10 protein-coding genes are annotated in these 12,387 nt (G+C 70.1%); 3 read left to right on the top strand and 7 right to left on the bottom strand.

Annotated features, from left to right (window positions below; genetic code table 11):
• The first annotated feature begins 92 nt into the window (after positions 1-92).
• Entirely contained in the window at positions 93-1,331 is a 1,239-nt protein-coding gene (locus U9978_RS16770; RefSeq protein WP_322762074.1) for an SIS domain-containing protein, read from the top strand.
• Positions 1,332-1,340: 9 nt separating this feature from the next.
• Here the strand turns inward: U9978_RS16770 and U9978_RS16775 are convergent, their stop codons facing one another.
• A complete protein-coding gene (locus U9978_RS16775; protein WP_322762075.1) occupies positions 1,341-3,698 on the bottom strand; it encodes a transglycosylase domain-containing protein in 2,358 nt (785 codons plus the stop codon).
• A gap of 585 nt (positions 3,699-4,283) precedes the next feature.
• On the opposite strand from U9978_RS16775, the gene U9978_RS16780 reads away from it, so the two are divergent.
• Positions 4,284-4,406, top strand: coding sequence for a hypothetical protein (locus U9978_RS16780; protein WP_322762076.1), 123 nt, complete (start codon positions 4,284-4,286; stop codon positions 4,404-4,406).
• A 159-nt stretch (positions 4,407-4,565) separates the two neighbouring features.
• Here the strand turns inward: U9978_RS16780 and U9978_RS16785 are convergent, their stop codons facing one another.
• The gene (locus U9978_RS16785; RefSeq protein ID WP_322762077.1) at positions 4,566-5,591 is read right to left on the bottom strand and encodes an RDD family protein; all 1,026 of its coding nucleotides are present in this window, start codon (positions 5,589-5,591) and stop codon (positions 4,566-4,568) included.
• A gap of 300 nt (positions 5,592-5,891) precedes the next feature.
• Between U9978_RS16785 and U9978_RS16790 the strand changes: the two genes are divergently transcribed.
• Positions 5,892-6,899 carry a stage II sporulation protein M gene (locus tag U9978_RS16790; protein ID WP_322762078.1) on the top strand — a complete coding sequence of 336 codons (1,008 nt, stop codon included), beginning with the start codon at positions 5,892-5,894 and terminating at the stop codon, positions 6,897-6,899.
• 96 nt (positions 6,900-6,995) lie between these two features.
• On the opposite strand, the gene U9978_RS16795 is transcribed toward U9978_RS16790, so the two are convergent.
• The 5 genes from U9978_RS16795 to U9978_RS16815 all read right to left on the bottom strand — a co-directional run.
• Positions 6,996-8,291, bottom strand: coding sequence for a DUF58 domain-containing protein (locus U9978_RS16795; RefSeq protein WP_322762079.1), 1,296 nt, complete (start codon positions 8,289-8,291; stop codon positions 6,996-6,998).
• 104 nt (positions 8,292-8,395) lie between these two features.
• Positions 8,396-9,421, bottom strand: coding sequence for a MoxR family ATPase (locus tag U9978_RS16800; RefSeq protein ID WP_322762080.1), 1,026 nt, complete (start codon positions 9,419-9,421; stop codon positions 8,396-8,398).
• 77 nt (positions 9,422-9,498) lie between these two features.
• Complete coding sequence (locus tag U9978_RS16805) at positions 9,499-10,791, bottom strand: DUF4350 domain-containing protein (RefSeq protein ID WP_322762081.1); 1,293 nt, start codon at positions 10,789-10,791, stop codon at positions 9,499-9,501.
• Positions 10,788-11,432 (bottom strand): DUF4129 domain-containing protein, encoded by a 645-nt coding sequence (locus U9978_RS16810; protein ID WP_322762082.1) that lies wholly within the window; start codon positions 11,430-11,432, stop codon positions 10,788-10,790. The genes U9978_RS16805 and U9978_RS16810 overlap by 4 nt, the downstream gene beginning before the upstream one ends.
• A 5-nt stretch (positions 11,433-11,437) precedes the next feature.
• Positions 11,438-12,387, bottom strand: a 950-nt coding sequence (locus tag U9978_RS16815; RefSeq protein ID WP_322762083.1) for a hypothetical protein, incomplete at its 5' end; no start/stop codon positions are given.

Raw genomic sequence — 12,387 nt, forward strand, 5'->3', positions numbered from 1 at the left:
TGCCCAGCTCGTCCTGAGGAATGGGTCGACATATGGGGTGACCGGCGCCGGGAGCATCGCACGGCCGGCGGCCCGGACGAATGAACGCGATGATGAGCCAGACACGTCGAAACCGGGGGGCGATCGTGGACGAGGGCATCCTTGACGATGTTGCCCGGCTGACCCGGGCCGACCCGTCCGGCATGCTGCTGCACGTGGCGTCGTCGGCCCGCCAGGTCCGGGAGTCCGGGGCGCTGGCGCAGGAGGCCGGGGTCGCCTCGCTCGCGGCTGACGGCCGCCCGCGCGCCGTGCTGGTGGCCGGGGCTGGCGGCTCGACGGCGCTCGGTGCGGCGCTCACCGCGGTGACGGGCCCCGACTGCCCCGTTCCGGTACTCGAATACGACGGTTTCGGTCTGCCCGGATGGGCCGGCGTGGCTGACCTGGTGATCGTCGTGTCGGGCTCGGGACGCGATGGGCAGGCGCTGTCCGCGCTGGAGGAAGCTGATCGTCGCGGTTGCCGGACGCTTGCCGTGGGCGCACCCGACTCACCGCTGGCCGCGCTGGCAGACCGGGCCCGGGCACTGTTCGTTGCGGTCCCGGTGGTGGACGCCAGGCCCACCCGTGCGAGTTTCTGGGCGCTGCTCGTCCCGACGGTGGTTGCCGTGCACGCCCTGGGTCTCGTCCCGGGCGGCGCCGAGGGAGCCGGCGCGATCGAGGCCACGGCCGCACGGCTGGAGGACGTGGCGATGCGCTGCCGACCCAGCAGCGAGACGTTCGTCAGCCCCGCCAAGGAGCTGGCGCTCGCGCTGGCCGGGTCGTTGCCGCTGCTGTGGGGGACCACGGCGCTGACCGCCGCGGCGGTGAGCCGGGCGGCTGACCAACTGGCCGCGAATGCCGGCTACCCCGCGGTGCCGGGCGTCCTGCCGGAGGCGGCAGCGGCCCAGGTGGGCATCCTGGACGGGGCATTCGGGAGCCGCGCCGGGTCCGCCGGCAGTGCCGGCCCCGATGCCGGCCCCGGTACAGCCGCCGGTACAGCCGAGGACCTCGACGACTTCTTCCGCGACCGGGTGGACGAGGCGGAGCCGGTGCGGCTTCGGCTGGTACTTCTGCGTGATCAGGCCGCGGAGCACCCGACGGTCACCCGGCAGGCCGACGCCGTGATCGTCGCCGCCGCCGAGCGCGGGATCCCGGTCACCGAGGTGTCCGCGCAGGGGTCGAGCCGCCTGGAGCGGCTGGCCTCCCTGGTCGGCCTGTTCGACTACGCCAGTGTCTACCTCGCAGTCGCGCTCGGTCTCGACCCGACCCCGGTCGCCGCCGCCCGCGATCTCGACATCCGCCCACTACCGAACTAACCCTTCTGCTCAGCGGGACCGGGTCGCGGTTGGCAGGGTTGTTGGAATCGTGACACCCGAGGAGGGCGTCGTACCCCCGGGCTGGGTCGTGGTGGTACCCGGCAGCAGACCGGCGGTCGGGTCGGGTGTGGAAGCGGCGGGCGCCGGCGGGGGAGTGGACAACAACCCACCCTTGGTTCCCCTGGCCACGGTGGGGTCCGCCTTTGACATCGGCATGGCCGGGACCCCTGCGAGGGCTTGTCGCAGCGAGCGGCTCCAGATGATCGCCGGGAGGTCGCCGCCGAACACATGCGGCCAGGTCCGGCCGTCCGCGACGATCCCCTTCAGCGGGTGGCCCTGGGCACCTTTCGGGTTGCCGACGGCGACGGCGGCGGACATCTGCGGGGTGTACCCGACGAACCATGCGGCCGAGTAGTTGTCCGTGGTGCCGGTCTTGCCGGCGGCCGGGCGTCCGATCGCCGCGGCGTTCGGGAACCCCGTGCCCTGGGTGACCACGCCGGTCAGGATGCTCGTCACCGTATCCGCCACACCGGCGGACACCGCCCGCTTGCAGACGGGTGCGGGGGCGATGTCCACGTTCTGGTTGCTGGAGTCCGTCGCCGACAGGATGTAGCGCGGGTCGCAGTGCATACCGTGGGCGGCGAGGGTGGCGTAGGCGTTGGCCATATCCAGCGGCGGGACGAGCTCCGAACCGATGGACACCTCGCCCTTGGCGGGGGAGACGTTCTTCAGGTAGGAGGCCGGGATCCCGAGCCGGATCGCCATGTCCACGACAGCCGGTACGCCGATCTTCTCCGTGAGCTGGATGTAATAGGTGTTCACAGAGTCCCAGGTCGCCTTGGACATGTCGTAGACGCCGTCTTCACTCGGGTCGGCGTTGCCGATACCGGTGGGGCAGTCACCGCCGCTGTGCGGATCTCCGCGGGGGAATTTCTTCGAGATGTAGCAGGAGGGTGAGTAGAACTGGGTGTTCAGCCCGTAGCCGGCCTCGAGCGCGGTGGCGAGGGCGATGGTCTTGAATGTCGAGCCTGGTTGGAAGACCGCCGTGGTCGGCAGCGGCTCCTTGGTCTGGTTGGCGGCGGAGTTGGAGCCGAAGACGCGGTTCACCGCCATCGCGAGGATGTTGCCGGTGCCCGGTTCGATCACCACCTCGGTCGCCGACACCGGGTTGCTCGGCGCTATGACGGCGTTGACCGTGTCCTGGGCCGCAGCCTGGACCTTGGGTTGTAGCGTTGTTTTGATCACCAGGCCGCCTTCGTGGACCTGCCGGGCGCGTTCGGCCTCGGTCGTGCCCAGCGCCGGGTCGGCGAGCAGTTGGGCGCGGACGAAGTCGCAGAAGAAGGGCGCGCTTGACGTCTCGCACGAGTCCTGCGCCGCCGCCGCGGCGGCATGGACGACCGTGACCGGGGTGGCCTTCGCCGTGTCCGCGGCGGTCAGGGTGATGTCACCGAGCTCGGCCATCCGGTCCAGGACGACGTCCCGGCGCACCCTCGCGGCATCTGGATGGTTCACCGGGTCGTACAGGGAAGGGCTCTGCACGAGCCCGGCCAACAACGCCGCCTGGGGCAGCGTCAGGTTGGCGACACCCACATGGAAGTAGTTCTGGGCGGCGGTTCCGACACCGTAGTTGCCGTTGCCGAAGTAGGCGATGTTGAGGTAGCGACCGAGGATCTCGTCCTTGCTGAGGCTGTTCTCCAGGGCGACGGCGTACCGGGCTTCCTGGATCTTGCGCTGGAGCGACGTCCCGGCCGCTACCTCACGCTGCTGCCTGGTGCGCGCGTTCTGCAGCAGCACGTTCTTGACGTACTGCTGGGTCAACGTCGAGGCGCCCTGTTCGACGTCACCGGCCGCACTGTTGCGCAACGCCGCTCGGGTGACTCCCTTCACGTCCACCCCGCCATGGGTGTAGAAACGCGAATCCTCGATGGCGACGATGGCTTGGCGCATGACCGTCGGGATGGTCTTGCCATCGACGACGGTGCGGTTCTCCTCACCGCGCAGCGTCGCGAGGAGACTGCCGTCAGCGGCGAGGATGGTGGAGCTCTGGGGAAGCGGCGGCGTGGCCAGCTCGGCGGGCAGAGCCAGGTAATGGTCGGCCGATGTCTTGGCGAACAGGCCGACCGCGCTGATCATTGGTAGGAACAGCAGCGCCACGCCTAGCCCTGCGCTGGTGACGACCAGCCCGATCCTGGTGAGCCGGCCACCTCGACGCCGACGACCGCCGTTGCCATCACCGCCACCGCCACCGCCGTCGCCACTGTCGCCACCACCACCGCCGTCACCGAAACTGACACCGCTGTCACTGGCACCGGTCACCCTGTCGCCGTGACCACCTGTGGGGGTCCGCAACGTGGAGTCTCTCTGCACGGCCGTGACGTCACCTTCCATGATCGCATGAGCTTTGGCCCACGGGGAGATTCTGACTGACCCCCGTGGCAGGCCGGAAGCCGGCGCGCTCGGCTTCCCCTGAATGGGGCTACGTTGTGCGCCGCCCCGCCTGCTTGTGCGCGGTGCGGCTGGCCGGGTGCAACCGGTCGGACGGGTGAGTTCCCCTGTTGTTCGAAGGCATGCACGGAAGGCATACGGGGGAGTATGAGTCAGGGCACACCGTGCTCTGATCCGGTCCCGAAAGTCCTGAATATCCCGACCGCGCCTTTCGCGGTCCCTACAGTGGTCCCGTGCCCAGGGGACCACTCTGCACCGGTGCGGAGGCGGAGAACACGAACAGCAGCGTCGGTATCGCCGGGATCGGTGCCGGCGGGACTGGTGTCGCCGGATTTGCTGTCGGCGGTACCGCCATCGACAGTGTTGATGGACGGCGCTGGTGAGCGCGCAGCCAGCCGCGGGCGACCGGCCCGAGCCCGTCGGCCGCGAAGTGAACATGCTGTGTCCGACCTGTGATGGCGTTGGGCGGGTGGGCCTGCTTCAGGCGGCCAGGCTGGACGGCGAACCATGCCAGATCAGGTCCACGACATCCTGCCCGGACTGTGCGACCGAAGGGCACCGTCCGCTCGTGCCCCCGATCTGACTCCGGCCCGGGAGATCTACCTCAATTCCTGGGAGCACGGCTCCTGACCTGCGTCACCTGCGTCACCTGCGTCACCTGAGGGATCCGGATGATCCGCCGGTCCGGTCATTTTGATCATTGAATGATGCCGGACGAGGATCGGCCCAGAACCCATTTTGGATCTTTCGTGTGACCGGCCGGCCGGTCACACGATCCAAAGCGGGCTCTCAGCTCGGCGGGACGAAGGGGCCGGGTGCGGGTTGCTCAACCGGTTGTATCGGCTGGACCGGCTGTATCTGCGGGGCGGGTGGGAACGGCGGGAACGGTTGGGCGACAGTGGGTGCGGCGGCCCCGGATTGTCGTCCCGCTGGGACCCGCTGGGACCCAGCGGAATACGGGTCCCCCGCAAACGGATCCGCCGATACCGAATGCCGGGATGCCGGGTTCTGGAATGCCGGATTCGGGTAGGTCGACGGCTGCCAGCCCGGCTGCCAACCCGGCGGGCCGCCGGTGAGGCGCCGATGGGCACGCGCGGTGCGTTCGGCGAGGACCGCGGACAGGTAGGCCCAACCGGGTGTACCCGGTGGCGGTGGTGGCGTGACGACTGCAAGCGCGGACGCCACGAGCTGGCTGCCGAGTCGCTCGCGAGCCTCGGGCGAGAGCTCCTGGACCCGGCCGAGGAACTGACGGACGGCGAGCGCCAGGGCGTCGCCGAACAAGGACAGGTCCAGGGTGGACGCCCAGTAGGCGAGCTGCGGGGGCATCATCACCGGCGCGGCGTTACCGCGTGGGATCCGTTCCTGCAGGACGACCGTTCCGGCGAGGATGTCGCCCAGCCGCTTGGATCTCTCCGAGATCAGCATGCTGAGCACGGCAGGGGTCCCCAGCAGGGCGCCGGGCTTTTCGACCACGACACCGAGCAGACCCCGGACGAGGGCATGGCGGAACCGGATGGGTCCGCCGTCGTCGCGGACCACGCGCAGCCCCATGACCGCCTTGCCGATGGTGCGTCCATGCCAGACGGTCTCGGCCGTCACCGGGTAGCCGACCAGCACCGTGATCACAACGAGCAGATAGACGGTGGCGGCGAGCGCGTCGTCGTCTGGAACCACGATCCTGAACGAGACCCAAGCCATGATGAGGAGCACGACGAACTCAATGCTGAGGTCGACAGTGCAGGCGATGAGCCGCGAGCCGAGCCGGGCGACCCGGAGGTCGATCGTGACGGCTTCACCGGTGATCAACTGGCTCACGCCGCGCCTCCGGTCCGTGTCGTCTCCCGCATGATCACTCTGTTCCTGTCCTTTAAGAGCGCCCGGCAATAGGGGCGCGGCGTCGCGGGGCTGGGGCGTGTTCGAGAAGCATCTGTCCGGCTCGCGGGATCCCGGACGGTACCTCCCGGGGGGTGCAGACCCGGGCAGGGGCACCCATTATCCTCGACCTGTCTGTTTCCACCCGTCCGATTTCTGCCGGGTACCCGTCGTGATCGCGGTGTCCGGTCGCAGTCATAGTCCCAGTTCTGGCGTGGAGCGCGATGGAGAGGCGGGGGCTGGGTGGATCTCGATGCATATGTCAGCCTGCATCGCGCCGAATGGGCACGCCTGGAGGACCTCGTCCGGCGGGCCGCGCGGCCCCGCCGGATGTCCGGTGCAGAGCTCGACGAGCTGGTCGAGCTTTACCAGAAGGTCGCGACGCACCTGTCGGTGATCCGTAGTCGCTATCCGGACCCGATGCTGGTCGACCGCCTTGCCGGCACGGTGACCCGGGCGCGGTCAGCTGTCGCGGGTGCCCGGGACCCGGGCTGGCATGTCGTTGGCAGATTCTTCACCGTGACGTTCCCGGCGGCGGTTTACGCCCGTCGCGGCTGGGTGTTCGCCACCTGCGCGGTCTCACTCGCGGTGGCTCTCGCCCTGGGCTTGTGGGTGGTGAACTCCCCGGCCGCGTACAGCGGGCTGCTCCCCCAGGATGAGGTGGCGGCCCTGTGCCGGACGGAGTTCGCCCGGTACTACTCGGAGAATCCCGCCTCCTCGTTCGCGGCACATGTGTGGACGAACAACGCCTGGGTAAGCGCCTCGGCCATCGCGCTGGGTGCCCTGGCCGGTCTGCCGACGCTGACCGTGCTGTTGGTCAACGCCGGCAATCTCGGGCTTGTCGGCGGCTACATGACCAGCTGCGGCGAGTCGTCCCAGTTCTTCACGCTGATCCTGCCGCACGGGCTGTTGGAGCTGACCGTCGTGTTCACCGCGGGTGCGGTCGGCCTGCGGCTGGGTTGGTCCATCATCGATCCGGGCCCGCGTCGCCGGGTCGAGGCGCTGGCGGCTGAGGGCCGGGCGGCTGTCGTGATCTCACTCGGCCTGGCCGTCGCGCTGGCGGTCAGCGGCCTGATCGAGGCGTTCGTGACACCGTCAGCCCTGCCCGCCGGGGTCCGGATCGCCATCGGCGCCGCCGCCCTGGCGGTGTTCATCGGGTATGTCTGGGTCTACGGCCGTCGTGCCGTGGCCGTGGGGGAGACCGGCGACCTGGAAGCAGATCTTTCTGCCGATCTCGCGCCGACCGTCTGACCGGACCCCGGCGCCACAACGGGCACAACGGGCAGGTTCGGGCGCGCCCCGCCAAGCCAGTACCCGGCAGGCCGTGCCGGGTACTGGCTTGGCGGGCTACAGGCTGCCGGCGGACTTCAGCGTCAGGTAGATGTCGGTGACAGCGGCCGCGTAGGTCGCGGGTAGGGCATCCACGACCTGCACGTTGTACCGGCGGAGCAGAGCGGTGAGCTGGCGTCGCCGTAGCAGCGCCTGTTCGGCCGCGGCGGCGGAATACAGCGCGCGGACGTCGCCGCGGCCGGCCGCGAGTTCCGCCACGCGCGGATCGCTCACGGCCGCGACGACGACGGTGTGCCGAGCGGTCAGCGCGGGCAGCGCCGGCAACAGACCTTCCTCGATCACCGCGGGAGCGAGTTCGGTGAACAGCACCACCAGCGACCGTCGGCTGGCGGTACGCATGACGGTAGAGACGATCGCCCGATGGTCGGCTTCGGTCAGAACCGGTTCCACCAGCGCCAGCGCGGCACTCATCCGGACCAGCAGATTCGGGCCGCCTGCCGGGGGCAGCGTGACGCGGGCGGCCGCGTCATGGGCGATCAGACTGACCCGGTCACCGGCACGGGCGGCCACCGCGGCCAGTAGCAGGGCGGCGTCCATCGCGTGGTCGAGGCGTGGAGAGTCACCGATCCGACCGGCGCTGGTCCGCCCAGTGTCCAGAACGCAGATGACCCGGCGGTCGCGTTCCGGCCGGAACGACTTGACCGCGACCGTGCCGCGCCGCGCGCTGGCCCGCCAGTCGATCATCCGAACGTCGTCGCCCGGAACATAGTCGCGCAGGCTGTCGAACTCCGAGCCCTGCCCGCCCCCGCGCAGGGTGACGTTACCTTCGATCTCCTGCAGGCGGGCGAACGCGGCGGGAATGTGGCGGCGGGACGTGAACGCCGGTAACACCCGCAGCCGCCAGGGCGCGACGTGCCGTCCCTGCCGACCGGCGAGGCCGAGGGGGCCCAATGAACGGACCGTTATTCGGTACGGATGACGGTCACCCCGGCGGGTGGGCCGCAACACCATTTCGCCGAATCGGCGTTGCCCGGCTGGGACGGTCACCGGCCAGACGCGTGGTGTGGCGCCCGACGATGGCGGCCAGGCATCCCGGACGCGGGCGCGAACCGTCCGGCTCCCGGTGTTCGTCACCGTCAGAACGAGCGGCACCGCTTCACCGAGCCGTGCCGCGGTCGGCCCGGACCGGGCGAACACCAGCGTGCGCACGCCGCCGGCGAGCGCGAGATCCACGACGATTGCGACGATCAGCAGGCCGTTGACCAGCAGGAGCGTCCAACCTGGGGCAGGGGAGAACAAAATGATCAGCGCGCTCGCGAAAGCGAGCGCCGCGGCCCGTCCGGTGATGGCCACCCGTGAGCTCCTTGGGGCCTCGGGACGTGCGACGAGAACGACGATCGCGCGCCTTCGGCGTAGGGGTTACCGCTGGCATCGAGGGGTATTGCCGGCGCAGTGGGTTACCGCGGCACGGGCACGGTGGCCAGCACCTGGTTGAGGACGGTGTCCGCGGTGACGCCTTCCAACTCGGCCTCGGGACGCAACGCGAGCCGGTGCCGCAGGGTCGGTCGGGCGAGCGCCTTGACGTCGTCCGGGGTCGCGTACCCGCGTCCGGACAACCAGGCCCACGCTCGGGTGGTGGCCAGCAGTGCGGTCGCACCGCGGGGGGATACTCCCAGCGCGACGGCGGGTGCGGCCCGGGTTGTCCGGGCCAGGTCGACGATGTAGGCGAGGACATCGGGTCGGACCGCGACGGCGCGGACCGCGTCGCGGGCGACTGCCAACTGCGACGGTCCGGCGACCGGCCGGATTCCGGCCGCATCGAGGTCGGAGGGGTCGAAGCCGGACGCGTGGTGGGTGAGCATCCTGATCTCGTCGTCCCGCGGCGGCAGCGGCACGGTGAGTTTCAGCAGGAAGCGGTCAAGTTGCGCTTCGGGCAGCGGATAGGTGCCTTCGTGCTCGATCGGGTTCTGGGTGGCGATGACCGCGAACGGTACCGGCAGCCGCCGCGGTGTCCCGTCGATGCTGACCTGGCGTTCCTCCATCGCCTCCAGCAGCGCGGCCTGAGTCTTCGGCGGCGTCCTGTTGATTTCGTCGGCAAGCAGCAGGTTCGTGAACACCGGCCCTTCCCGGAAGGTGAACCGGGACGTACCGGTGTCGTGGACGAGCGATCCGGTGACGTCTCCCGGCATCAGATCGGGGGTGAACTGCAGCCGCTTGGTCTCCAGGGACAATGCCGCGGCGAGCGCCCTGACCAGCAGGGTCTTGGCAACCCCCGGGACGCCCTCGAGTAGCGCGTGCCCGCGGCAGAGCAGTGCCACCACAAGGCCGCTGACCGCGGCGTCCTGGCCGATGACAGCTTTGCCCACCTCCTCGCGCAGCGCGATCAGCGCTTGGCGGGCCGATTCGTGTTCATCCGGTGTACCGCGATGTGGGGGGGATTCGGCCGCCGGCGGGCCGGGATACAGGTGCGGTTCGGTCGACATGGGTGACCCGGTGGCCGTCTCTTTCCGTGAAGGTGTCGTTACCACGACATTACCGTCGCTGGATGTTCCCGGGGCGCTCATCCCGCTGCCACGTCCTGGTCGAGCGCGTCGAGCTGCTCCGCCAGCCGCAACAGTGCGTGATCGTCGAGGGATGCGCCCTTTGTCTGGAACATACCGGCCGCAGCGGTGGTGTCGTGACTCATCCCGGAACCGTACAGGAGCGATGTGATCTCGACCGGTGACCGCCCGGTTCGGTCGGCGACCGAGGTCACGAGCGCGTTCGGGTCCGGTTCGGGATGCGTGGCCGCGGGGTTCTGCGAGGTTGGCGGGCCGGGCCGGGTCGCCAAGCCGAGCCGTTCGGTCAGGCGCGCCCGCAGTCCCGCCCGCAGCGCCGCTGCGGCCAGTTCCCGTGCCTTCCCCGCCGCGTAGAGCCGTCCCCGCCCCTCGACGGTCTCAGCCGCTCGCACCACGACCGGCAGCGGTTCGGCCACCGGCGGCCCGAGCCTGCGTCCGCGCCACAGGGCGAGGACGACCAACGCGACGGCGAGCTGGAGACAGCCCAGAACGACCCGGTCGGGAAGCAGATCGAGCAGGCTGTTCTCGGCGGCGACCGAGCCCGGCCCGCCCGGTTGCGGGATCACCCACGTCACAGCCTCATGCCGGTTGAGCAGCCCGATCGCAAGTGCAGCGTTGCCCTCCTGCGCCAGCTGCCTGTTGGTCATGAACGCTGCGTTACCGGACACGACGAACCGTCCGGGCTGGCGCCCCGCCGTGGCGCTGACCGGTTGCGCCAGCACGACCAGGGTTGCGGTCGAACGCACCGGATAACAGGCCGTCACTCGGCTGAGGCCCGGCCGGGTGACGCGGAAGCCCGAACCGCCGCCGAGAGTGGCGGCCTGCGCCACCGCGGCCTCGGGCAACCCGCACCCTGGCGCAGGCGTCGCGGGCACAACGCCGCCGGTGTTGGTCAGCGGCAGGTCCAACGCCTCGAGGACAGCGGTGACCGGCGCGATGAGCAGCAGGTCACTGCCCCGGCTGACCGCGCTCGCAAGGGCGTCAAGGGTCGCCGGGGTGACGCGTTCGGGATATGCCAGCACGATCGTGGTGGCGCGATTCGCGGCAGCTGCCGCGGCCTCGGTGGGGTCGTGCGTCACCGCGACACCGACGCCGTGTGCTCCCAGGATCTCAGCCAGCGCTCTGGTCCCACCTGGTGCGGCCGACGTCGGGTCGAGCGGGCGGCCGTTGGGCGTCTCAAGCATGGCGGATGCGGCGGCGTACGCGATGACCAGCAGGACGAGGACGGCGCCGGCGCGGACGCCACGCTGGACCGCCGCGGGGGCAGGTCCGGCACGCAGCGCGGTGGCGGTCATGCCGGCGCCGAGAAGGTGCGAACCGGCTGGCCCACCGGGCGCGGCCGCATGCCCATGAGCACCTCATCCGCATGGACGACGAGCCGGTAGGAGGCCGCGGATGCCTCGGTCCCGCCGTACCAGATCTCGCTGAACACCGTCACCGCCGCGTCCAGAGCGGGCGATTTTTCGGCGTCGATTCGGGCGATCTCGGCGACGAGCTCGCCCGCGGTGCGTCCCGGCCGGGGTTCCAGCACTCCTGTCTCCTCCAACATCCGCACGATTGCCCGCAGTCGTGACCGCACCGCTTCGGCAAACGCACCCGCCAGCGCACGGCTGTCGGCTTCGGCTCGCAGCGCCGCGGCGGACAGCGGGCTGCCGAGGTCAAGATCGCCTGTCGTCGTTCGCGCGGCCCGTCGTACCGGGCCGAGCCGTAGCCACACGACGCCGGCGACCAGGGCCATCACGATGACGACCGCCGCTATGCCAAGCCCGTGGCCCGACGGCTGGGTGGCGCTGGTCCACAGGTCGGTCAGCCGGTCACCGATCCAGCTCAGCACGCGTTCGGTCCATCCCAGCCCGGCATCGTGGTAGATGCCCCTGGAAAGTTCGTGGCGAGCTTCGTCCGCCGCCCCGCCGCGGGTTACCGTCGGCCCGACCATGACGTCTACTGGTATCCCTGGCCGCTCGTCGCACGCTCCCGCGCAGCCTGGGCGAGGGTCACGTCCAGCCCTTCCAACCGGATGCGGCGGTCGATGTAGAGCAGCACGATGACCCCGGCCGTGATGGGCGTGGTCACAGCCCTGACCGCGATGTTCATGACGGCGGTGACCACGAGGCCGAGCGTTGTCAGGGCGCCGCTGTAGGGATCGGTCAGCGAGCCGCCACCACCGGCGATGATCACGGCCAGGGGGATCAGGAGGACGGCCGTGAGGACCCCGACCATGAGGTAGGTGAGCAGAATGATCCCGAAGGTCCGCCACCACGCGCCGCGGACCAGCGTCCATGAACGTCGCATGGCCGTCCCGATGCTCCCGCCCTCGAGGACGAAGGCGGGAGTCGACATGGCCAGCGCGACCGTGACGAACAGAGCGCCGATGATCAGCCCGATGAGCCCGAGGACCGTCAGTAGGCCTACCACGATGGACAGGCCGATCAGGCCGCCCAGCCGAGGCTGGACGCGTCGCAGGGCTTCTCCGGCAGTCATTTTGCTACCCAGGGTAGCGTCGCTGATCACTGCGCTCAGCATGCCGGCCAGGACGATGGCGAGAACGCCGTAGAGCACGGCGGTGACGATCGTGGCGAAGATCTCGGCGTTGCTGGACGTCCGTTGACTCCAGGCGGTCAGCAGAGTGCTGATGATCTGGACCACGCTGGTCGCGGCGACGGTCAGCCCGATGGTCGCCCCGGGGTTCTGGCGCAGCGCGGAGAAGGCGCCATCGAGGATTTCGCCGACCGCGAGCGGCCGTAGTGGGATGATCCCCGGCTTTTCGGCCTGTTGCCATGGTCCGGGTTGTCCCGGCCCCCACTGGCCGGGTCCGCCCGGTTGCTGCTGGTTCCAGCCGGGCGGGGGCTGTGGTTGGCCCCAGCCGGGTGGAGGTGGCGGTTGCTGGTTCC

The sequence above is a fragment of the Protofrankia sp. Cr2 genome, from assembly GCF_963555885.1.
In the GTDB taxonomy this organism is placed as follows: Bacteria; Actinomycetota; Actinomycetes; order Frankiales; family Frankiaceae; genus Protofrankia.

Coding starts and splice junctions, on each gene's coding strand:
- U9978_RS16770 (WP_322762074.1), top strand. CDS start 93: ATGAGCCAGACACGTCGAAACCGGGGGGCGATCGTGGACGAGGGCATC.
- U9978_RS16780 (WP_322762076.1), top strand. CDS start 4,284: ATGCCAGATCAGGTCCACGACATCCTGCCCGGACTGTGCGACCGAAGG.
- U9978_RS16800 (WP_322762080.1), bottom strand. CDS start 9,421: ATGTCGACCGAACCGCACCTGTATCCCGGCCCGCCGGCGGCCGAATCC.
- U9978_RS16805 (WP_322762081.1), bottom strand. CDS start 10,791: ATGACCGCCACCGCGCTGCGTGCCGGACCTGCCCCCGCGGCGGTCCAG.
- U9978_RS16810 (WP_322762082.1), bottom strand. CDS start 11,432: ATGGTCGGGCCGACGGTAACCCGCGGCGGGGCGGCGGACGAAGCTCGC.